Annotated in this window: 18 protein-coding genes and 1 pseudogene; 13 read left to right on the top strand and 6 right to left on the bottom strand. The window is 62.4% G+C overall.

The window, feature by feature from the left end:
- Positions 1–214 precede the first annotated feature (214 nt).
- From pdxH to dinG, 5 genes are all read right to left on the bottom strand, one after another.
- Positions 215–862: a pyridoxamine 5'-phosphate oxidase gene (gene pdxH, locus VRB54_RS06095; protein WP_338479941.1), complete on the bottom strand. Its 648-nt coding sequence runs from the start codon at positions 860–862 to the stop codon at positions 215–217.
- Between the two features lie 27 nt (positions 863–889).
- Positions 890–2,074, bottom strand: a complete 1,185-nt coding sequence (locus tag VRB54_RS06090) for an OmpA family protein (RefSeq protein WP_338479940.1) — start codon at positions 2,072–2,074, stop codon at positions 890–892.
- A gap of 141 nt (positions 2,075–2,215) precedes the next feature.
- Positions 2,216–3,361: a serine hydrolase domain-containing protein gene (locus tag VRB54_RS06085; RefSeq protein WP_338479938.1), complete on the bottom strand. Its 1,146-nt coding sequence runs from the start codon at positions 3,359–3,361 to the stop codon at positions 2,216–2,218.
- An 82-nt stretch (positions 3,362–3,443) separates the two neighbouring features.
- On the bottom strand, positions 3,444–5,741 hold the full coding sequence (locus VRB54_RS06080) for a beta-galactosidase (RefSeq protein ID WP_338479937.1): 2,298 nt from the start codon (positions 5,739–5,741) through the stop codon (positions 3,444–3,446).
- Between the two features lie 91 nt (positions 5,742–5,832).
- Complete coding sequence (gene dinG, locus VRB54_RS06075; protein WP_338479936.1) at positions 5,833–7,977, bottom strand: ATP-dependent DNA helicase DinG; 2,145 nt, start codon at positions 7,975–7,977, stop codon at positions 5,833–5,835.
- A gap of 99 nt (positions 7,978–8,076) precedes the next feature.
- Here dinG and VRB54_RS06070 point away from each other — a divergent pair, with 99 nt between their 5' ends.
- Complete coding sequence (locus tag VRB54_RS06070) at positions 8,077–8,541, top strand: CopD family protein (RefSeq protein ID WP_338479934.1); 465 nt, start codon at positions 8,077–8,079, stop codon at positions 8,539–8,541.
- A gap of 109 nt (positions 8,542–8,650) precedes the next feature.
- Here VRB54_RS06070 and VRB54_RS06065 read toward each other — a convergent pair whose 3' ends face one another.
- Entirely contained in the window at positions 8,651–9,409 is a 759-nt protein-coding gene (locus VRB54_RS06065; RefSeq protein ID WP_338481060.1) for a collagen-like protein, read from the bottom strand.
- Between the two features lie 172 nt (positions 9,410–9,581).
- Here VRB54_RS06065 and VRB54_RS06060 point away from each other — a divergent pair, with 172 nt between their 5' ends.
- The 12 genes and pseudogenes from VRB54_RS06060 to VRB54_RS06005 all read left to right on the top strand — a co-directional run bounded on the left by VRB54_RS06060 (position 9,582) and on the right by VRB54_RS06005 (position 21,117).
- Positions 9,582–10,079, top strand: a complete 498-nt coding sequence (locus VRB54_RS06060; protein WP_338479933.1) for a DUF6231 family protein — start codon at positions 9,582–9,584, stop codon at positions 10,077–10,079.
- 3 nt (positions 10,080–10,082) lie between these two features.
- On the top strand, positions 10,083–10,553 hold the full coding sequence (locus VRB54_RS06055) for a YchJ family protein (RefSeq protein WP_338479932.1): 471 nt from the start codon (positions 10,083–10,085) through the stop codon (positions 10,551–10,553).
- 23 nt (positions 10,554–10,576) lie between these two features.
- Positions 10,577–11,059 carry an LEA type 2 family protein gene (locus VRB54_RS06050; protein ID WP_338479930.1) on the top strand — a complete coding sequence of 161 codons (483 nt, stop codon included), beginning with the start codon at positions 10,577–10,579 and terminating at the stop codon, positions 11,057–11,059.
- Entirely contained in the window at positions 11,056–11,256 is a 201-nt protein-coding gene (locus VRB54_RS06045; RefSeq protein WP_003231158.1) for an SEC-C metal-binding domain-containing protein, read from the top strand. The genes VRB54_RS06050 and VRB54_RS06045 overlap by 4 nt, the downstream gene beginning before the upstream one ends.
- Before the next feature lie 156 nt (positions 11,257–11,412).
- Positions 11,413–13,854: a penicillin acylase family protein gene (locus VRB54_RS06040; RefSeq protein WP_338479929.1), complete on the top strand. Its 2,442-nt coding sequence runs from the start codon at positions 11,413–11,415 to the stop codon at positions 13,852–13,854.
- 202 nt (positions 13,855–14,056) lie between these two features.
- A complete protein-coding gene (locus VRB54_RS06035) occupies positions 14,057–15,061 on the top strand; it encodes a ligase-associated DNA damage response exonuclease (protein WP_057007813.1) in 1,005 nt (334 codons plus the stop codon).
- Positions 15,058–16,691: pseudogene (locus VRB54_RS06030) on the top strand (ATP-dependent DNA ligase). The gene VRB54_RS06035 and the pseudogene VRB54_RS06030 overlap by 4 nt, the downstream one beginning before the upstream one ends.
- 245 nt (positions 16,692–16,936) lie before the next feature.
- On the top strand, positions 16,937–17,716 hold the full coding sequence (locus VRB54_RS06025; protein ID WP_338479928.1) for a transporter substrate-binding domain-containing protein: 780 nt from the start codon (positions 16,937–16,939) through the stop codon (positions 17,714–17,716).
- A gap of 59 nt (positions 17,717–17,775) precedes the next feature.
- Complete coding sequence (locus VRB54_RS06020; protein WP_057007811.1) at positions 17,776–18,504, top strand: ABC transporter permease; 729 nt, start codon at positions 17,776–17,778, stop codon at positions 18,502–18,504.
- Complete coding sequence (locus VRB54_RS06015; RefSeq protein WP_057007810.1) at positions 18,501–19,211, top strand: ABC transporter permease; 711 nt, start codon at positions 18,501–18,503, stop codon at positions 19,209–19,211. The genes VRB54_RS06020 and VRB54_RS06015 overlap by 4 nt, the downstream gene beginning before the upstream one ends.
- A 9-nt stretch (positions 19,212–19,220) precedes the next feature.
- A complete protein-coding gene (locus VRB54_RS06010) occupies positions 19,221–20,339 on the top strand; it encodes a succinylglutamate desuccinylase/aspartoacylase family protein (RefSeq protein ID WP_338479927.1) in 1,119 nt (372 codons plus the stop codon).
- A gap of 13 nt (positions 20,340–20,352) precedes the next feature.
- Positions 20,353–21,117 (top strand): ABC transporter ATP-binding protein, encoded by a 765-nt coding sequence (locus VRB54_RS06005; RefSeq protein ID WP_209989600.1) that lies wholly within the window; start codon positions 20,353–20,355, stop codon positions 21,115–21,117.
- Positions 21,118–21,160 lie beyond the last annotated feature (43 nt).

Here is a 21,160-nt window from a genome sequence, read left to right as displayed (position 1 = left end):
TCACGGCACTCACGTCAGAAAATTGCTTTCATTCAGCCAGAGTACAGACTGCCATCACCCGAAAAATCGACGAACGGTTTTCCGTCCCGTTGCGGATAACACTGCAACAACACTCTTCACCAGTGTAGCCGCACGGCCGAAAGCGCCCGGAATCTGTTGAGTTAAGACTCCAGCGCAGCAGGCAACATTCAAGTCGAGTGACGAAAGGTGAAGCTCAGGGCGCAAGGCGCTCGCGTGTCCAGTCGGTGCCTTGCAGGCGGTAGTTCAGCCGATCATGCAGGCGGCTGGAACGGCCTTGCCAGAACTCGATACGCTCCGGCAGCAAGCGATAGCCTCCCCAGTGCTCGGGGCAGTCGGGCTGCGTATCGCTGAAGCGCTGTTCGGTGGCCTTGAGCAGTGCCTGCAGTTCTTCACGGTCACGAATGACCTTACTCTGCGGAGAAGCCCAGGCACCCAGCCGGCTGCCCAGGGGACGGACCTGATAATAAGCATCCGATTCCTCGTGCGAAACCTTGACCACCCGCCCCTCGATGCGCACCTGGCGCTCCAGGGTCGGCCAGAAAAAGGTCATGGCCGCGAACGGACGCGCCGCCAGTTGCTCGCCCTTGGCGCTCTGATAGTTGGTAAAGAAGGTAAAGCCCTGCGCATCCAGGCCCTTGAGCAACAGGATGCGGCAGTGCGGGCGACCATCCTCGTCGACCGTGGCCAGGGTCATGGCATTGGCCTCGACCGGGGCCTGCTCGGTGCTCACCGCATCGGCAAACCACTGGCTGAACAAGGCAAACGGCTCGCTCGGGGCGTGGGCCTCGCTCAAACCGTCCCGTGTGTAATCACGGCGCATATCGGCCAGTGCCTGGGTCATGCGGCTTTATCCTTGTGGTTCAACGACTCAGTTTTTTGCCTGATCAGCCGCAGCGGGTGCATCGGCCTTGGCCTTGACCGGAGCGGTTTTCTTCGCAGCCGGTTTGGCCGGGGCCTTTTTGGCGGCTGGCTTGGCAGCGGCTTTCTTGGTGGCAGCCTTTTTCGCCGGAGCCTTGGCCGCAGGTTTGGCAGCCGGCGCCGGTGCAGGAACATTCTGCACGGCGACCATTTCAGCCACAGGCGGGGTCTTGCCCGAGTTGTACTTGCTCAGCAGCGCCAACATGGTTGTACGCTGCGTGAACATGATTTCCATGCGACGGTTCAGCGCACGGCCCTGGTTGCTGTCGTTGGCCGCACGCGGCATCAGGTCGCCCATGCCGCGCAGCATCAGACGATCCTGCTTCAGGCCGCTGAGGCTGAAGATCGAAGCGATGGACTGTGCACGCTCCTTGGTCAGCGCCTGGCTCGCCGGGGCGGTGCCGGTGGCATCAACGTGACCGAGCACCAGTACGGCCGTTTTTGGATCGGCTTCAACGGCCTTGGCCACGCGGGTGAACGGGCCCAGGGTCACCGGCAGCAACATGGCCGGACGCTTGGGGTTGTAGGAGCCGTCAACCGGGGCGATCACCACCAGTACATTATCGCGACGTTCCAGCTGCAGGTTGCTGTCCTTGATCGCTTCACGCAGGCGTGGCTCGTAGTCGTCCAGCCAGGCCTGGGTAATTTTCGGGTCAGGCATCTGCACGTTGCTGACGTCGACCTTGGCCAATGGCTTGGGCTTGCTTTCGAACGGCCACCACCAGTGAGTGTCGGTGTCGGTCTTGGCGACGACAGGCGCAGCGTCCGAAGCCGGAGTGGCGGCTTTGACGTCGGCTTTCAGGTCGGCCTTGTCGGCAGCGGCCTTGTCGTCGGTGCTCTTGGCGCCGAACGGCCACCAGTTGAAGCCGCTGTCGGCTTTAGCCGCCGGCGCAGGAGCGGCAGCGGTGGCAGGTGTCGGAGCAGCTGCAGCGGCCGGAGCCGGAGCGGCTGGCTTGGCGCCCGCAGTTGGCTTGGCGTCAGGCTTGGCGTCGGTTTGGGTCACTGCGTCCTTGGTAGCAGCCTTGTCGGATCCAAATGACCACCAGTGCCCTCCTTCGGCATCATTTTGTGGCGTTTGCGCGCAACCTGTAATAGTGAGGCACAGCGCCAGTGCCAAGGACTTGTTCGATAACATGAGATATCCACACAATGAGAAAAACCGGAGGGGTCAGACTGACCCATAAACAGACGCCTGCAGAACAGTTAAATTGCATTATTCCGTCAGCGTCTTCTTATAGTCGCATTTGTAACAAAAAATTGTGAAACGGCAAGCGCTTTATAGACAATCGGCCAATATTCCGACCAACTTCTGTGCACGCGGGTCCATAAGTACATAGGGACCCAATGTATTAGTCACGAAACCAAATGCAACATCATGCTCGGGGTCGGCAAACCCCACCGAACCACCCGCGCCAGGGTGCCCGAAAGCACGCGGGCCAAGGCCGAAAGTGGCATTGGGCAGTTGCGGCTGATCCAGCATGCAGCCCAGGCCGAAGCGGGTTTGAGTCAATAATGTTTTATCCGGCCCGATACTGTGTTCGCGGGTCAACTCTTCGAGCATGTCGGCCTCCAGCAAACTACCGTCGAGCAAGCCACTATAAAAACCCGCCAGACTGCGCGCATTACCGTGACCATTAGCCGCCGGCTGCTGCATGCGTCGCCACTCGGGTTTATTAGTGCTGGTCAGAATGGATGGAGGGTTGGCAAATGCGCGTGTCGTCATGGCCGCCGGTTCACGCATCATTACTTGCAGTAAACGTTGTGCGGCCTCGTCGCCCATAGTGCCTTTACTGCGCGCTATATGGGCAACACGATAAAACTCTTCATCTGCCAGGCCAACATGAAAGTCCAGGCCCAATGGCCGTGCAACCCGTGCCACGATGGACTCCCCCGGCCCACGCCCATCGGCGCGACGCAGCAGCTCACCGACCAGCCAGCCGTAGGTAATCGCCTCATAGCCATGGCCCTGGCCCGGCGTCCACCACGGGGCCTCGGCCGCCAGGGTATCGACCATCAGTTGCCAGTCATAGAGCGCCTCGGCAGGCAGCATCTCGCGGATCGCCGGCAACCCGGCCTGATGGCAGAGCAACTGGCGCAAGGTGATGGCTTGCTTGCCGGCAGCGGCAAATTCAGGCCAGTAGTTGGCCACTGGCGCATCCAGCCGCAGCTTGCCCTCGGCCACCAGTTGCAGGGCCGCAACCGCCGTAAAAGTCTTGGTACAGGAGAACAGGTTGACAATGGTGTCGCTGTGCCAGGCCTCGGCCCCGTCCTTGTCGGCGGTGCCGGCCCACAGGTCAACCACCGTTTCGCCACCGATCTGGATGCAGAGCCCGGCACCACGCTCCTGCGGGTCATCGAACAACGCGGCAAACGCTTCGCGCACAGCTTCAAACTGGAGCGCGTAATGACCCTGAACCTGCACCGAAGCCCCCTCGGAAAACGCCGTTAAAAGTGGCGGACATTGTTCCAGCCCTTGTAGGATTTGTGAACCCATCAGCGCGGAATCAATGGCCATTCCCGGAATGCCCACCGGCATGCCCGGCCCCCTTCCCCGCGCCCTCACCCGTCGGCCCGACCTTGCCGCCTTCATGCTCACGCACCGCGCCGGCCGCCCTGGCTTGCTCGGCCGCCTTGCCCAGTTGGTCGACCGCCGCCAGGTTGCTTTTGCGCACGCTGTCGACAAAGCCCTGGAATGGCACATCGGTTATACCCACCAGGCCAAAGTGTCCGTTTTCGCCATCCAGCAAGCGGCCGGTCACCGGCTGGTCCAGGTACTGAAACCAGTGCACGCCAACAATCGAAGGCTCGGCCATCGCCTGCTTGAGAAAGGTGGCGTACGCCGCACCACGATCCTCTTCCCGGGCCAATTGCGTCACGCCGCCCCAGAACGGGCCACGGTCGGCGGAGCCGAAGTTGAATTCAGTGATCAGCACCGGCTTGTCCAGCGCGCGCAACGCGGCGAAGTCGTAGCCGTCCTGAGGCTTGAGCGTATACATGTTGAAACTCAGCACATCGCAATATTGCGCGCACGAGGCCACCGCTTCGGGCGTGCTCACCGCATAGCGCCCGCCCAGCAGCAACTGGTTGGGCGCATGCCATTTCAGCGAGTCGGAAATGGTCTTGAAGTAGGCATCGGCGAAGGTCTTCTGGAAATACTTGAAGTCGGCTTCGATTTCCGGGTGCTCAGGGTTGGGCATCGGCGGTTCAAAGCCCGGATCTTCCATCAATTCCCAGCCCGCCAGTTGAATGCCCCAGGCTTTGGAAAGGCCTTCTTCGTTGCGGTATTTGTCGCGCAGTTGCTTGAGGAACGCACGCTTGGCCGGGACGTCGGTGGTCATGCGTAAGGTGCCGTAGGCCAGCGCATAGCGGGATTTGGGATCATCACCGGGTCCGGCCCAGGCCAGTTCGTTGTCGGCAAAATAGCCGATCAGCCAGGGGTCGTCGCGATGGTCGCGGGCCGCAATGGCCACGGCGCGCTCGGTGGCCATGGCGAAGCGCGGGTCGAACGGATCGGGCATGCCACCCCACCAGTCGGTGCCGGTGCTGATGCTGGCGTAATCGCCGACGATCGACAGCGGCAAGGTGTACGGCACGCGTTCGGCGTCGGCCAGGTCCTCGTCGCTCCAATTGCCGACAGTGTTGAAACCCCAGGCCTGCAGACGGTCCAGGGTGTGGTTGACCCAACGCTTGTGGTCAAAGTGTTCGCTGCCATAGGTACGTTGCAGGTTGGCACCGTAGAAATCGTACCAGCGCCCCGAGGCGAAGTTGCGGCCTTCGCCTGAGCCGTTGCCGGTGCGGTTGTCGCTGCTGCCGTAGTATTTGTCGAAGGGTTCACCGGCCTTGGGCAGCGCAGCGAACATCCATTCGCGACCGCCCACGTAGGTCTGGTTGTTGTCCGCAGCCACGGTGTTGACGCCCAGCGAGTAAAACGGATGGCCCTGCGGCGTCACCAGGTACCAGCGCCCGTCGCGCTTCTCGGTGCGGAAAAAACCGCTGGCCTCGAAGGCCGGACCCTTGTTCCAGCCCCCGAATGTGTCCAGTGAGGACTTGTCGCGCTCAGCCAGCCAGCTCTTGAGCTGTTGCTGCTCCCGGGCAGCGGCGGCCTTGAGTTGCTCGTCGCTGCTGACCTTTTCCGGCCAGCGCGCACGGGTGGATTGCCCATAGGCGTCAACCAGTTCGCCATAGGCCGCCTTGATCACCGGTTCGATATCCTGCACGCCAAAGCGCTCCAGCAGAATGCTTTGGGCGGCATTGGGCTTGAGCATCGACAAAGTCACCGACACCACCTGGCTGCGGTCGATTTCTCCACTGCTGGCGGCGAGCAACACGCGCTGGCCGTCGAGGCTGATCGGCATCGGCGGGCCGGCCTTCATGCCCTGGCTCAAGGGCGAATTGGCCTGCAGCGGGACCAGCAAGGTCTGCGCCGGGCCGGCCGGCAGGTCGATGCGGCTGACCAGGGTCTTGCCGTCGCTGCTCTGCACCTTGATGTAGAGGGTCAAGGCCCAGTCCATGGCGCTCTGGATACGCAGGCTCATGGCGCCGGACTGCGACCAGTCCCAGCTGCCGCTCTGGGGGCTGAGCACCAGGCTCGGTTCGGCCGCAGGGCTGAAGGTGATACGGCGCAGCACCTCGCCTTCGGCCGTTTGCTCGGCGTTGTACTGCGGCAGGCTGGCGTCCTGGGTCGCCACCTTGACCACATCGGCGGGGCGCACGAAGTTGAACAGCGTTTGTTGCCCGGCCGGCGCGGCCATCAAGGGCGCGGCGAACAGCAGGGCAAAAAGAGCGGGCAGCGTGCGAATCATACGAGCAAGGTTCTCCAGACGGCCGATGAATGGCCTGATGAAATACGTCGATAACAGAGACCACGAAGTGGGCGAATTCGCCCACAGTGGCTTAGGAAATTTCACGCCGGAACGGCGGCAAGGCATTGAGAATAGCCTTGCCATAGCGCTGGGTGACCAAGCGCCGATCAAGCAGCGTGATGGTGCCCCGGTCTTCCTCGGTACGCAGCAGGCGACCGCAGGCCTGCACGAGCTTGAGTGAAGCATCCGGCACCGAGATTTCCATGAACGGATTGCCGCCGCGCGCCTCGATCCATTCGGCCAGTGCCGCTTCGACAGGGTCATCCGGCACCGAAAACGGGATCTTCGCGATCACTACGTGTTCGCAGTAGGCTCCCGGCAAGTCCACGCCTTCGGCAAAGCTGGCCAGGCCGAACAGCACGCTGGAATCGCCGCCATCGACCCGTGCCTTGTGCTTGTTCAGGGTTTCCTGCTTGGACAGGTTGCCCTGGATGAACACTTGCTTGCGCCAGTCACGGTCCAGACCATCGAACACGTCCTGCATCTGTTTGCGCGAGGAGAACAGCACCAGGGTACCGCGCGAGCCTTCAACCAGGCCCGGCAGGTCACGGATGATCGCGGCGGTGTGGGCCGGCGCATCACGCGGGTCGGCCTTGAGGTCGGGCACGCGCAGCACGCCGGCGTCGGCATGATGGAAGGGGCTCGGTACCACGGCGGTAACCGCCTTTTTCGGCAGGCCGGCACGCATGCGGAAACGGTCGAAGGAGCCCAGGGCGGTCAGCGTGGCCGAGGTTACCAGGCAGCCATACGCCACGTTCCACAGGTTGCGGCGCAGCATTTCGGCGGCAAGGATGGGGCTGGCATTGACCTCGATATCAAACAGCGCACCGCTTTCCGACAGGGTCAGCCAACGGGCCATGGGCGGGTTGTCTTCCGGGTCTTCAACGGTGAAGGCGGTCCACAGCTCCCAGTTGCCCTGGGAACGGGACAGCAGGCTGCCGAACAGCGGGTACCATTCCTCGGCCTGATTGCTGGCGATGCCGATGTTGACCTCGCCGTCCATGCCTTCCTTGAGCAGATCGGTCAGGCGCGTGAACAGATCGGTCAGGCGCGAAAAGCCCTTCTTCAGTTCAACCCCCATTTCGCGCATGTGCTCGGGGATCAGCCCGCCAACGAAGCGATGGCGCGGGCGCTCACGGCCTTCCACGTCTTCGCCGGGCTTGAAATCGGCCACCTGCTCGCAGGCGCTGAACATGAACTGCTGCTGGGTCTTGATCTCGCGCGCCAGCTCCGGCACCTGTTCGATCAGCTTGCCCAGCTCGCCCGGCAGCGGGTGCTGGGCGAGCAACTTGGTAAGGTTCTTGGCGGTGGTTTCCAGCCAGTCGGCGGTGGAACGCAGGCGCGTGTAATGGGCGAAATGGCCGATGGCCTTGTCCGGCAGGTGGTGGCCTTCGTCGAATACGTAGAGGGTGTCGCGCGGGTCCGGCAGCACGGCGCCGCCGCCCAAGGCCAGGTCGGCCAGCACCATGTCGTGGTTGGTGACGATCACGTCGACCTTGCCCATGCCTTCGCGGGCCTTGTAGAAGGCGCACTGGCCGAAGTTGGGGCAATGACGGTTGGTGCACTGGCTGTGGTCGGTGGTCAGGCGTGCCCAGTCGGCATCTTCGAGGGCGGTGGGCCAGCTGTCGCGGTCACCGTCCCATTTATTGCCGGCCAATTTTTCGATCATGCTGGTAAACAGTTTCTGGCTGACTTCATCGACTTCGATCTTGAAGCCTTCTTCTTCGAACAGCGAGGCAGTGGCGGTTTGCGCATGGCCTTCCTGCAACAGCACGTCGAGCTTGGACAGGCACATGTAGCGGCCGCGCCCCTTGGCCAGGGCGAAGGTGAAATTCAGACCGCTGTTGCGCATGAGGTCGGGCAGGTCCTTGTAGACGATCTGCTCCTGCAGGGCGACGGTGGCGGTGGCGATCACCAGGCGCTTGCCGGCGGCCTTGGCCGTGGGAATCGCGGCCAGGCTGTAGGCCACGGTCTTGCCGGTACCGGTGCCGGCTTCAACGGCCACGACCGCAGGGTCACCCTCGCGGCGACCTTCGTCGTCGGTGTCGATATCCCCGAGGACTTTCGCCACTTCGGCGATCATCAGGCGCTGGCCGTAGCGCGGTTTCAAGCTCTTGGCTTCGAGAAAACGCGAGTAGGCGCCCTGGATCGTGGTTTTGAGTTCAGTGCTGATCATGGATAGTCGGGCGCAAAAAACGCTGGATAAATTTTCAGTGGTTCGGATCGGCCGCTATCATACCCCGCTAATTAATCCCGCGCAGAACGGAGTACCACAATGACCGTCTTCAGCCTCGCTTACACCCTGCATGTACTGGCCGCCCTGATATGGGTTGGCGGTATGTTTTTCGCCTGGATGATCCTGCGTCCCGCCGCTGTGGCGGCACTTGAGGGCCCTGCCCGGCTCAGGTTGTGGGCAAATGTGTTTCAACGTTTTTTCGTGTGGGTGTGGGTGGCGGTGCTGGTTTTGCCGATCAGCGGTGTGGGACTGCTGCAACTGCGCTTCAGCGGCTTTGAAACGGCGCCGCGTTATGTGCAGGTCATGATGGGGTTGTATCTGGTGATGACGGCTTTATTTATCCGCATCCAGGCGCTGAAGTTCCCGCAATTGCGCGCGGCGGTGGTGGCCGAGGACTGGCCGGCGGGCGCTGCTGCGCTGGGGCAGATTCGCAGGCTGGTGGGCGTCAATTTGATTGTGGGGTTGGTGGTGGTGGCGATTGCTTCGGCTCGGCCGATGTTCTGAGGCGGCCTTTTAGTCCGCTATCGGGAGCAAGCCGCCTCCCACATTTGAAGGTATTCACAGTTCAAAATGTGGGAAGGACCTTGCGCCCGATAGCATCAGGCCAGGCAACTCACAGCCGCTGGAGGGTCACAGACCCCGCAGGCCCGGCCGGCCCCGGCTGCCCTTCCAGACCAGGCCGGCCCTTGTCGCCGCCATCGGCGCGGTACACCACGCATCCCTTCGATTGCCCGCCCTTGCCTGGTTTACCCGCAGTACCGGCCAAGCCACCAGGCCCACCATCGACCCAGACCTTGATGCTCTCGGCCGGGAAGTCCTGCGGCAGTTCAACCCGTACCGTCGCCCCTGCTGCCCCCGGCAAACCGTCGCCGCCGTTATCACCGTTGAAACCGCGACCGGCCGAACCCCAGGTGCAACCCGGGTCTTCACCATTGGCGCCATCGAGCCCGGCATAACCCTGGGCACCGGCGCCGCCACGGGCGTCCACCGACAATGTTTCAGCCGTCAGCGAATTGATCCGCAACGTGAGATCGCGCCCCGCCCTGGCCGGTTTTTCATGGGTGCCCGGGGCTCCGCGCGAGGTGATCTGACTGCCGTGTTCCAGTTGAGCCTGGCGCACCTGCAGTTGCAGCGCGGTATTACCCGGCACGATGGCGATGCGTGCTTCGCGGCCCAGGTGCAGTTCCTCCACCGTCACCTGGCTGATCGTCGCCGGAATCAGCAAAGTGCCGTAATCCGCTACGTCCAGGCGCTCGAGTTGCAACACGCTGGTGCTGCTGGGCAGGCGCATCAATGAGTTGGTTTCGACACTGACGCTCTGGGCCAGGGCAATGGGGCTGACCAACAGGGCCAACAGAAAAACCTTACGCATCATGGGGCTCCTGACTCTTTTCAAATTGTTATCAGGGCCACAGTAACGACTTCTGCAGGCGATTTGCCAGTAAAGCATCAAAAAACTTCAGCAGCGCTTTTTCTGTCTCCCTGGCTCTAGGCCCGCGGGCGCAGCCGCGCTAGTCTCTACGGCTCTGATGTGAGGATCTGTGATGACCGCCGGTATTTCTGCCCATACCCCCCAGCAAGCCTTGGCCGCCCTGCTCGACCTGCACCAGCCCAAACGCCTGCTGCTGTTGGGCGCCAGCCGCTTTCCGGCGCTGGAGGCGTTTAAACAGGCGCATCCCGACACGTTTATCGCCGTCGCCGAACCCGGTCCGCTGCCTGTGCACCTGGCGGCGCAGCGCTTTGACCTGGCGCTGGCGGTCGATTGCCTGGAACACCTTTCCAAGCCACAGGGCCTGACGCTGCTCGGCGGCATCCGCAACCTCAATGCCAGTCGCATCGCAGTGCTGGCAGACCTCGACGCCTGCGGCTGGAAAGACACCGACTTCTTCTCGTTGGCCCTGCAGGCCGGCGAGCGTTTCCAGCGCGACGAACAAGTGCTGACGCTGTTCACCTACGATCTGCTTGACTATAAACAGGTACCGGACTGGCTCAATGCCCGCTTCTGGGCCAACCCGGAAAATTTCGGAAAGTATTGGTGGTAACCCATGAGCACACCCATTTGCCCCTGCGGCAGTGGCAACCTGCTGGATGCCTGCTGCGGCCATTACCACAACGGCCACCCGGCTCCCTGCGCCAGCGCACTGATGCGCTCGCGCTACAGCGCCTATGTGCTGGGCCTGATCGATTATCTGGTGGCGACCACGCTGCCGGCCCAGCAACCCGGCCTCGACCGCGCCGCCATCGCTGCCTGGAGCGCGCAGAGCACCTGGCTGGGGCTTGAGGTGGAGAGTTCCGAAGTGCTCGGCGGCCAGCCGGAACATGCCTTTGTGACCTTTACCGCTCGCTGGCATGACAGCACGGGTGAACATAGTCACCGCGAACAGTCTTCTTTCGTACAGAATGACGGGCGTTGGTACTTCATCGACCCCACCGTTGAGGTGAAGGTCGGGCGCAATGATCCGTGCCTGTGCGGCAGCGGACAAAAATTCAAGAAATGTTGCGCAGGCTACCTCTAACACCACCAGAACAGGGACACGCCATGCTTCGTATACTCAGCTTGATGCTGGCGTTGACCCTGGGTCTTACCGGCTGCGCCTCGTGGTTCGAGGACGATTCGCCGCCGCCTCACGTCTCGCTGGTCAAGGTCGAAGTGGTGCGCGCCAAGTTGCTGGAACAGAAATTCAGGCTGTATTTCCGCGTGGACAACCGCGACGACGCCGACCTTACCGTGCGCGGCCTGATCTACAAGGTCAGCCTGGGCGACTTCGTGTTGACCGAAGGCGAGTCCAATGAATGGCTCACCGTGGCACCGCGCAGCCATGCGGTATTCAGGGTATCGGTGCGCACCAACCTCTGGCCGCAGATACGCGAAGTGGTGCATATGCTCAAAAACCCCGACCGGCCCGTGCCCTATCGCCTGGAGGGCGAGCTGAAAACCGGCTTGTTCATCGGTAATGACGTGCAGGTGGCCCACAATGGCGAGATAATCCCCGGCGATTTTATTCCGGAGCGACATCGATGACTCAGCAACCCCATGTCCATGGTCCTGACTGCAACCACGATCACGAGCACCATGATCACGACCACGGCCATGTCCACGGCCCCAACTGCGGCCACGCTCATCAGGAGCCGGTGCGCAATGCATTGAAGGACGTTGGTCGCAACGATCCCTGCCCCTGCGGCAGCGAGAAAAAATTCAAGAAGTGCCACGGGGTCTAAGTCACCCTGAAGATGTAAATGTGGGAGGGGGCTTGCGCCCGATGGCGGTGGACCAGTCAACAGATGCAGCGACTGGCACTCAGCCATCGGGCGCCAGCCCCCTCCCACGTTGATGTGCGATGTTTTACCCAAAACTACCCCCGCAGGAGCTTTGCCATGGCCTCGCCAGCCCTCTCACGTTTTCTTCCCCGGTTCGGCGTTGCCGCGGCAGTGGCCAGTGCGTTAAGCCTGGCCGGTTGCCAGCTCCAGAGCACCCAGGACACCCTGCCGCCCGTTGCCGGCGTGCAGCCGCTCAAAGGCCTGGCCCAGAATGTGTCGATACGCCGCAACGCCCAGGGCATGCCGCTGATCGAGAGCAATACCTTCCACGATGCGCTGTTCAGCCTCGGCTACGTGCACGCAAGCGACCGCATCACCCAGATGGTCACCCTGCGCCTGCTGGCCCAGGGCCGTCTGGCGGAAATGGCCGGCCCTGACGTGCTGGATGTCGACCGCTTGATGCGCGCCGTGAACCTGAAAAAAAGCGCCGGCGAGCTGTATAACGCATCGAGTCCACGCCTCAAGCGCTTCTTCGAAGTGTATGCGCGCGGGGTCAATGCCTACCTGTTCCGCTACCGCGACAAGCTGCCGCCGGACCTGGCCCAGACCGGCTACAAGCCCGAATACTGGAAGCCGGAAGATTCGGCGCTGTTGTTCTGCCTGCTCAATTTCAGCGAGTCGGCCAACCTGCAGGAAGAGCTGTCTTCGCTGGTACTGGCGCAAAAAGTCGGCGTCGACAAACTCGCCTGGCTCACCCCCAGCGCGCCGGACGAACCCATCCCGCTGGCCGAGGCAGATAAGCTCAAAGGCGTGAACCTCAGCCAGATCACCGGCCTCGCCGGGCTGGACACGGTCAGCCAGCAACTGAGCACGCTCAATGCGCTGGCGGTGACCACCTCGAGCAACTGGGCAATCGGCGCGCAACGCAGCCGCAGTGGCAAGAGCCTGTTGGCCAACGACCTCGCGGCCCAGCCGCAAGCGCCGTCGCCGTGGAGCTACGTGCAGATCCGCGCGCCGAAATACCAGGCCGCGGGCGCCTCGATTGCCGGCCTGCCGACCCTGCTGTCCGGTTTCAACGGCAAAGTGGCGTGGAGCATGAGCACGGTCAAGGGCGACACCCAGGACCTGTTCCTGGAGAAGGTCAAACGCCAGGGCAGCGCGTTGTACTACGAGAACAACGGCAAGTGGTTGCCGGCCGGCGTGCGTAACGAAACGTTCTTCATCAAGGGCCGTGGCTCGATTCGTGAAGTGGTGTACGAAACCCGCCACGGAGCCCTGCTTAACAGCAGCCAGGCACTCACCAGTGGTTTTGGCCTGGCCCTGCAAACGGCCTACCTCAAGGACGACAAGAGCCTGGATGCGTTCTTCGACCTGTCCCGCGCGCAAAACATCGGCAAGGCGTCGGACGCCACCCGCGAAATCCGTGCGATTGCGCTGAACATGGTGTTCGCCGACGCCAGCAGCATTGGCTGGCAGGTCACCGGCCGCTTCCCCAACCGCCGCGAAGGCGAAGGCCTGCTGCCCTCGCCGGGCTGGGACACGCGCTTTGACTGGGACGGCTACGCCGACGCGATGCTGCACCCCTATGACCAGGACCCGGTCCAGGGCTGGATCGGCACCGCCAACCAGCGCACCGCGCCGCGTGGCTATGGCATGCAACTGTCCAATTCCTGGGACGCACCGGAGCGCAGCGAGCGCCTGGCGCAACTGGCCAACGCCGGCAAGCATGACAGCCGCAGCATGATCGCCATGCAGTACGACCAGACCACCCCATTCGCCGCCAAGCTCAAGACCATGTTCCAGGCGCCAGGCATGGCCCAGCCCTTGAAACAGGCGATTGCTGCGCTGCCTGCGGCCGAACAGGCCAAGGCGCGTGAAGCGCTGGGCCGCCTGATGGCGTTCGATGGGCGCCTTGCGCCATCCTCCTCCGACGCGGCGATCTACGAGCTGTTCCTGCAAGAGAGTACGCGGCAGATCTTCCTCGACGAACTCGGCCCGGATACCAGCGCCAGTTGGAAAGCCTTTGTCAGCAATGCCAACCTCTCTTACCCGGCCAACGCCGACCACCTGCTGGGCCGCGAAGACAGCCCGTTCTGGGACGATGTGCGCACGGCGCAAAAAGAAGACAAGCCCACTATCCTTGCCCGCAGCCTCGCCGCCGCGATCAGCGCCGGCGACAGCCAACTGGGCACTGATCACACGGCCTGGCAGTGGGGCAAACTGCACAGCACCACCTGGAAGAGCACCAGTGGCCAGGTCATCCGTGGCCCGTTTGCCAGTGGTGGCGACCACAATACCCTGAACCCGGCACCGTACAGCTGGGGCCAGAGTTTCGACACCACGCAGGTGCCGGCACTGCGCATGATTGTCGACTTCGGTCAGGTGGAACCGATGATGGGCCAGGGCGGCAGCGGTCAGTCCGGCAACCCGGTCAGCCCCGACTATGCCAATGGCATTGACCCGGCGCTCAAGGCGCAGTACCAGAGCTTCCCGATGCAGCCGCAGAACTTCGAAAAGGTGTATGGCAAAAACCGGCTCACCCTGACGCCTGGCAAGTAAATCGGGTTCTTATTGAAGAACCCGGATCAATATGTGGGAGGGGGTTTACTCCCGATAGCAAAGTGTCAGTCACTGCATTTATTGACTGATCCACCGCTATCGGGAGCAAGCCCCCTCCCACCGTTGAGCCCCATGCATTCAGATAGAACTTACCCGCTCGCCCCCGCCTCAAAATAGACAAGCCCACCTCCCCGGTCACCCCATGGACCTTGTCATCGCCCGTCCCGAAGGCCTCTACTGCCCCGCCGGAGATTTCTACATCGACCCCTGGCGCCCGGTGGAACGCTCCGTCATCACCCATGCCCATGGCGACCACGCCCGCACCGGCAATCAACACTACCTGGCTGCGGCGCCCGGCGAAGGCATTCTGCGCTCGCGCCTGGGCCAGGACATAAACCTGCAAACCCTGGCCTACGGCGAACGGCTGGTGCACCACGGCGTCACCCTGAGTTTTCATCCGGCCGGGCACGTACTCGGCTCGGCCCAGGTGCGCCTCGAATACCAGGGTGAAGTCTGGGTCGCATCCGGGGATTACAAGGTCGAGCCCGATGGCACCTGTGCGCCGTTCGAACCGGTGCGCTGCCACACGTTCATCACCGAATCCACCTTCGGCCTGCCGATCTATCGCTGGCAGCCCCAGGCGCAGATTTTCGCCGGCATCAACGACTGGTGGCAGGCCAACGTCGCCGCCGGCAAGGCCAGCGTGCTGTTCTGTTATTCCTTCGGCAAGGCTCAGCGCATCCTGCACGGCATTGACGCGAGCATCGGCCCGATCCTCAGCCATGGCGCCGTCGAGCCCTTGAACCGGGTGTACCGCGAGGCCGGCATTTACATTCCCGAAACCCTTTACGCAGGTGACTTCAAAAAAACCGACCCGCTGTTGCGCAAGGCGCTGATCATCGCTCCGCCGTCTGCCGGCGGCAGCAGCTGGATCAAGCGCTTTGGCGACTACAGCGACGCCTTCGCCAGCGGCTGGATGCGCCTGCGCGGCACGCGGCGGCGTCGCGGCGTAGACCGGGGGTTTGTGCTGTCCGACCACGCCGATTGGCCGGGCTTGCTGTGGGCCATCGAGCAAACCGGCGCCGAACGGGTGATGGTCACCCACGGCTCGGTGGGTGTATTGGTGCGCCATCTGCGGGAAAAAGGCCTGGACGCCCAGGGCTTCACCACCGAATACGGTGACGACGAAGAAGAGGCCACCGCATGAAGGCCTTCGCCGAGCTGTACGCCAACCTCGACGCCACCACCTCCAGCAATGCCAAGCTCGCCGCATTGCAAGCCTACTTCCTGCAGGCGCCGCCAGAAGATGCCGCCTGGGCGGTGTACTTTTATCCGGTGGCCGGCCCCGGCAACTGGTGCCCACGCGCCTTTTAAGGGACATGGCCACCCAAGCGTCAGGCATCGAAGCCTGGCTGTTCGAAGAGAGCTACCAATCGGTCGGGGACCTGGCCGAGACCATTTCCCTGCTATTGCCCGAATCCACCTACACCTCGCAGGATGGCCTGGCCGTTTGGCTGGAAGAAAAACTGTTGCCCCTGCGCGGCCTGTCGCCAATGGACCTGGCCGAACGTCTGCCCGCGTTGTGGTCGCAGCTGGACCAGCCCAGCCTGATGGTGTGCATCAAGCTGATCACCGGCAGCTTTCGCGTCGGCGTGTCCAAGCTACTGGTCACCCGCGCCCTCGCCGCCATGGCCGATCTGGACAGCAAGCGCGTGGCGCAGCGGCTGGTGGGCTACACCGATTTATCCAATCGTCCTACGGCCGAGGGTTACCTCAAGCTGATTGCGCCTGAATCATCCGACGAACATGCGCAACGCGGCGGGCAGCCCTATCCGTTTTTTCTCGCCCATGGCCTGTCGCAGCCGGTCGAGCAATTCGACACGCTGCTCGGCTCGCCGACGGACTGGCAAGTGGAATGGAAGTGGGACGGCATCCGCGCACAACTGGTCAAGCGCGAAGGCCGCTTGTGGATCTGGTCGCGAGGCGAAGAACTGGTAACCGAGCGCTTCCCCGAGCTGCACAGCCTGGTCAGCGGCCTGCCGGACGGCACGGTGATCGACGGCGAGATTGTGGTGTGGAAAGACGCAGTGCAACCCTTTGCCCTGCTGCAACAGCGCATTGGCCGCAAGACATTGAGCAAGAAAGTGCTGGAGGATGCCCCGGTCGCGGTACTCGCCTACGACCTGCTGGAATATCAGGGCGAAGACTGGCGCAATCATGTCCAGGCCGAGCGCCGCGCGCAGCTCGAACAGGTCATCAGCGCGTGCGACCAGCCCGTGCTGCTGCCCTCGCCGTTGTTGCAGGCCGACACGTGGGAAGCACTGGCCGAACAGCGTGAAGCCTCACGCAGTCTTGGCGTGGAAGGCATGATGCTCAAGGATCGCAAAGGCCTCTACGGCGTTGGCCGCACCAAGGATATGGGCCTGTGGTGGAAGTGGAAGGTCGATCCGTTCAGCGTCGATGCGGTGTTGATCTACGCCCAACGCGGCCACGGCCGCCGCGCCAGTCTGTACAGCGACTACACCTTCGCCGTGTGGGACGGGCCGCCCGGCACCGAGCGCACGCTGGTGCCGTTTGCCAAGGCCTATTCGGGACTGACCGATGAAGAAATGCGCAAGGTCGACGCCATCGTGCGCAAGACCACCGTGGAAAAATTCGGCCCGGTCAGCAGCGTGACGCCGAGCATGGTGTTCGAGCTGGGGTTTGAAGGCATTGCCCTGTCCAAGCGGCACAAGAGCGGGATTGCAGTGAGATTTCCACGGATGCTGCGCTGGCGCCAGGACAAGGCGGTGGAGGAAGCCGATAACCTGGCCATCCTGCAGGACCTCCTCGCCTGATACAAATCCCTGTGGGAGCAAGCCCCTCCCACAACTTGATCATCGTTAATGATCCGAATGAGTGCACGGTATTTTCGATGCCCATTTTTGGGCATCACCTACACTCCCAACGCCCTCGCCTTGCCTTTTAAAACGCTCATTCGGAACTATGGTGCAGAAATTGCTACTTGAGAGCCGTCTGACACCGTTCAGTAACAGTCCTAAACGCGCCACAAGCGCTTATCTTGGTTTCCAGGGATTACCTAATGAAAAAAGCATTGCTGACCCTTTCTGCACTGGCCCTGTGCATGGCCGCCGGTGTAGCCACGGCCAAGGAATACAAGGAATTGCGTTTTGGTGTGGATCCCTCCTACGCGCCGTTTGAATCCAAGGCCGCCGATGGCAGCCTCGTGGGCTTTGATATCGACCTGGGCAACGCGATCTGCGCGGAACTGAAGGTCAAGTGCAAATGGGTTGAAAGCGATTTCGACGGCATGATCCCGGGCCTCAACGCCAACAAGTTCGATGGCGTGATTTCGTCGATGACCGTGACTGCGGCCCGTGAAAAGGCGATCGACTTCTCCAGTGAGCTGTTCTCGGGCCCGACCTCCCTGGTGTTCAAGAAAGGCGCAGGGTTCTCTACGCCGGAATCCCTCAAGGGCAAATCCGTGGGCTACGAGCAGGGCACCATCCAGGAAGCCTACGCCAAGGCCGTACTGGATAAGGCCGGTGTGACCACCAAGGCCTACGCCAACCAGGACCAGGTGTACGCCGACCTGACCTCCGGTCGCCTGGACGCTTCGGTGCAGGACATGCTGCAAGCCGAACTGGGCTTTCTGAAGTCGCCGGCCGGCGCAGGTTACGAAGTCAGCGCCGCCATCGACGACCCGTTGCTGCCGTCGAAAACCGCGATCGGTATCAAAAAAGGTAACAAAGACCTCAAGGCCCTGCTCGATAAAGGTATCAAAGCGTTACACGATGATGGCACCTACGCCACCATCCAGAAGAAACACTTCGGCGACCTGAACCTGTACAGCGGTAAATAACACGCTGGCGCCCATCGCTTTGCGGTGGGCGCTTTTTTATCGCCATAGGTCCTGAATTCATGTTTGAAGATCTTCTGAACACCCTGGGGCTGAGTGCCTTCAGCTTGAAAGGGTTCGGCCCGCTGTTGCTGCAAGGTACGTGGATGACCATCAAGTTGTCGGTCGCGTCCCTGGCCGTCAGCGTCCTGCTGGGCCTGCTCGGTGCCAGTGCCAAATTGTCCAGCCTGCGCCTGCTGCGCATTCCCGCCCAGCTTTACACCACCCTGATTCGCGGCGTGCCCGACCTGGTGCTGATGCTGCTGATTTTCTACAGCCTGCAAATCTGGCTGACGGGTTTTACCGACTTCATGGAATGGGACTACATCGAGATTGACCCATTCAGCGCCGGGGTCATCACCCTGGGCTTTATCTACGGTGCGTACTTCACCGAGACGTTTCGCGGCGCGATCCTCGCCGTGCCCCGTGGCCAACTGGAAGCCGCGACCGCCTACGGGCTCAAGCGCGGGCAACGCTTTCGCTACGTGACCTTCCCGCAGATGATGCGTTTTGCCCTGCCGGGCATCGGCAATAACTGGATGGTGATGCTCAAGGCCACAGCGCTGGTGTCGATCATCGGCCTGGCCGACCTGGTCAAGGCCGCCCAGGATGCCGGCAAGAGCACGTATCAACTGTTCTATTTTCTGGTCATCGCCGCGTTGATCTACCTGCTGATCACCAGCGCGTCCAACTTCGTCCTGCGCCGGCTTGAACGGCGCTACTCGGCAGGCTCACGGGAGGCAGTGCGATGATCGAGCTCCTGCAGGAATACTGGCGCCCCTTCCTTTATAGCGACGGCCAGCACATCACCGGGCTGGCCATGACCCTGTGGCTGCTGAGCGCGGCACTAGTCATCGGGTTTATCGTGTCGATCCCGCTGTCCATCGCGCGGGTGTCGCCCAAACGCCGGGTGCGCTGGCCGGTGCAGTTCTACACCTATCTGTTTCGTGGCACGCCGCTCTATATCCAGTTGCTGATCTGCTACACCGGTATCTACAGCATCGCGGCGGTACGCGAGCAGCCGCTGCTGGGCGCGTTCTTTCGCGATGCGATGAACTGCACCATCCTCGCCTTCGCCCTCAACACCTGCGCGTACACCACCGAGATTTTCGCAGGCGCCATTCGCAGCATGGCCCACGGTGAAGTCGAGGCGGCCAAGGCTTACGGTCTCAGCGGCTGGAAGCTGTATGCCTATGTGATCATGCCGTCGGCGTTGCGCCGCTCGCTGCCTTACTACAGCAACGAAGTGATTTTGATGCTGCACTCGACCACCGTGGCGTTCACCGCAACGGTGCCGGACATTCTCAAAGTCGCACGGGACGCCAACTCGGCCACCTACATGACCTTTCAATCGTTCGGCATCGCCGCGCTGATCTATCTGACGGTGACCTTCGCACTGGTCGGTCTGTTTCGACTGGCGGAGCGTCGCTGGCTGGCCTTCCTCGGGCCGAGCCGCTAAGGAGTGTTCATGCGTCATCAGGTACACGATCTGATCGCGCCGGTGCCCGGCACGGCGCGGCAGATTCACAGTTTTCACTTCGGCCCGGAACAGGCCGCCGGCAAAATCTATATCCAGTCCTCGCTGCACGCGGATGAGCTGCCGGGCATGCTGGTGGCCTGGCATCTGAAACAGCGTCTGGCCGAACTTGCGGCAGCCGGGCGCCTGCGCAGCGAAATCGTGCTGGTGCCCATCGCCAATCCGGTCGGCCTGGAACAGGTGTTGATGGACACCCCGCTGGGACGCTACGAGCTGGAAAGCGGGCAGAATTTCAATCGCCATTTTGTCGACCTCAGTGCGCAGGTCGGCGATCAGGTGGAGGCGCTGCTGGACGACGATCCCCGGCGCAATGTGGAGCGGGTGCGCACCGCGCTGTCAGGCGCCCTGGCCGAGCAAACCGCAGACACCCAGTTGCAGTCCCAACGTTTGGTGCTGCAACGCCTGGCCTGCGATGCCGACATGGTGCTGGACCTGCATTGCGATTTCGAAGCCGTGGCGCACCTGTACACCACGCCCGAGGCCTGGCCGCAGGTGGAGCCGCTGGCACGCTATATCGGCAGCGAAGCGAACCTGCTGGCCACCGACTCGGGCGGGCAGTCCTTCGACGAGTGTTTCACCCTGGTGTGGTGGCAATTGCAGCAACGTTTCGGCGAGCGCTTCCCGCTGCCCATGGGCAGTTTTGCGGTCACCGTCGAGTTGCGCGGCCAGGGTGACGTCAACCATGGCCTGGCCAGCCTCGACTGTCAGGCGATCATCGACTACCTGATTCACTTCGGCGCAATTGCCGGCCAGGCGCCGCCGCTGCCCGATCTGCCCTACCCGGCCACCCCGCTGGCGGGCGTGGAACCGGTGGCCACGCCAGTGGGCGGCTTGCTGGTGTACAGCGCCCTGCCGGGGGAATACCTGCACGCCGGGCAGTTGATCGCCGAGATCATCGACCCCATTACCGACCGCGTAACGCCCGTGCACTGCCGGCACGCAGGCCTGCTTTACGCTCGTTCGCTGCGCCGCATGGCCACTGCCGGGATGGTTATCGGCCATGTCGCAGGCGCACAGGCCTACCGCAGCGGCTATCTACTTTCGCCTTGAGGATGCACGCCCCATGTACAAACTGACCGTTGAAGGCCTGCATAAAAGCTATGGCGACAATCAAGTGCTCAAAGGCGTCACGCTCAAGGCCAATACCGGTGACGTGATCAGCCTGATCGGCGCCAGCGGCTCGGGCAAGAGCACGTTTTTGCGCTGCATCAACTTTCTGGAAACCCCCGACGACGGTGCCATGACCCTGGATGGCAAAGCGATCCGCATGGTCAGTGACCGCCACGGCATGCGCGTGGCCGACGATGCCGAGTTACAGCGCCTGCGCACGCGGCTGGCGATGGTGTTCCAGCACTTCAACCTGTGGAGCCACATGAGCGTGCTGGAAAACATCACCATGGCCCCGCGCCGGGTGCTGGGTTGCAGCAAAAAGGACGCCGAAGAGCGTGCCCGCCGCTACCTGGACAAGGTCGGCCTGCCGGCGCGGGTGGCCGATCAATACCCGGCCTTTCTCTCCGGCGGCCAGCAACAGCGGGTGGCCATCGCCCGCGCCCTGGCCATGGAGCCGGAAGTGATGCTGTTCGACGAACCCACTTCGGCCCTCGACCCCGAGCTGGTGGGCGAAGTGCTCAAGGTGATCCAGGGCCTGGCCGAGGAAGGCCGCACCATGATCATGGTGACCCACGAGATGAGTTTTGCGCGCAAGGTGTCGAGCCAGGTGCTGTTCCTGCACCAGGGCCGAGTGGAAGAGGAAGGCACGCCGGACGCGGTGCTGGGCAATCCGCAGAGCGAGCGTCTGCAGCAATTTTTGAGTGGCAACTTGAAGTAAACCTTTATGCCGCGCGAAGGGTCTGTGGAATAGACCCTTCAGG

The organism is Pseudomonas trivialis, assembly GCF_036864995.1.
GTDB lineage: Bacteria > Pseudomonadota > Gammaproteobacteria > Pseudomonadales > Pseudomonadaceae > Aquipseudomonas > Aquipseudomonas trivialis.
Note: the sequence above shows the minus strand (reverse complement) of the source record. Positions and strands in the feature narration are given on the sequence as shown.

Coding starts and splice junctions, on each gene's coding strand:
- VRB54_RS06040 (WP_338479929.1), top strand. CDS start 11,413: ATGGCCTCGCCAGCCCTCTCACGTTTTCTTCCCCGGTTCGGCGTTGCC.
- VRB54_RS06070 (WP_338479934.1), top strand. CDS start 8,077: ATGACCGTCTTCAGCCTCGCTTACACCCTGCATGTACTGGCCGCCCTG.
- VRB54_RS06025 (WP_338479928.1), top strand. CDS start 16,937: ATGAAAAAAGCATTGCTGACCCTTTCTGCACTGGCCCTGTGCATGGCC.
- VRB54_RS06010 (WP_338479927.1), top strand. CDS start 19,221: ATGCGTCATCAGGTACACGATCTGATCGCGCCGGTGCCCGGCACGGCG.
- VRB54_RS06050 (WP_338479930.1), top strand. CDS start 10,577: ATGCTTCGTATACTCAGCTTGATGCTGGCGTTGACCCTGGGTCTTACC.
- VRB54_RS06035 (WP_057007813.1), top strand. CDS start 14,057: ATGGACCTTGTCATCGCCCGTCCCGAAGGCCTCTACTGCCCCGCCGGA.
- VRB54_RS06055 (WP_338479932.1), top strand. CDS start 10,083: ATGAGCACACCCATTTGCCCCTGCGGCAGTGGCAACCTGCTGGATGCC.
- VRB54_RS06090 (WP_338479940.1), bottom strand. CDS start 2,074: ATGTTATCGAACAAGTCCTTGGCACTGGCGCTGTGCCTCACTATTACA.
- VRB54_RS06060 (WP_338479933.1), top strand. CDS start 9,582: ATGACCGCCGGTATTTCTGCCCATACCCCCCAGCAAGCCTTGGCCGCC.
- VRB54_RS06080 (WP_338479937.1), bottom strand. CDS start 5,741: ATGATTCGCACGCTGCCCGCTCTTTTTGCCCTGCTGTTCGCCGCGCCC.
- VRB54_RS06020 (WP_057007811.1), top strand. CDS start 17,776: ATGTTTGAAGATCTTCTGAACACCCTGGGGCTGAGTGCCTTCAGCTTG.
- VRB54_RS06065 (WP_338481060.1), bottom strand. CDS start 9,409: ATGCGTAAGGTTTTTCTGTTGGCCCTGTTGGTCAGCCCCATTGCCCTG.
- VRB54_RS06015 (WP_057007810.1), top strand. CDS start 18,501: ATGATCGAGCTCCTGCAGGAATACTGGCGCCCCTTCCTTTATAGCGAC.
- dinG (WP_338479936.1), bottom strand. CDS start 7,977: ATGATCAGCACTGAACTCAAAACCACGATCCAGGGCGCCTACTCGCGT.
- pdxH (WP_338479941.1), bottom strand. CDS start 862: ATGACCCAGGCACTGGCCGATATGCGCCGTGATTACACACGGGACGGT.
- VRB54_RS06005 (WP_209989600.1), top strand. CDS start 20,353: ATGTACAAACTGACCGTTGAAGGCCTGCATAAAAGCTATGGCGACAAT.
- VRB54_RS06045 (WP_003231158.1), top strand. CDS start 11,056: ATGACTCAGCAACCCCATGTCCATGGTCCTGACTGCAACCACGATCAC.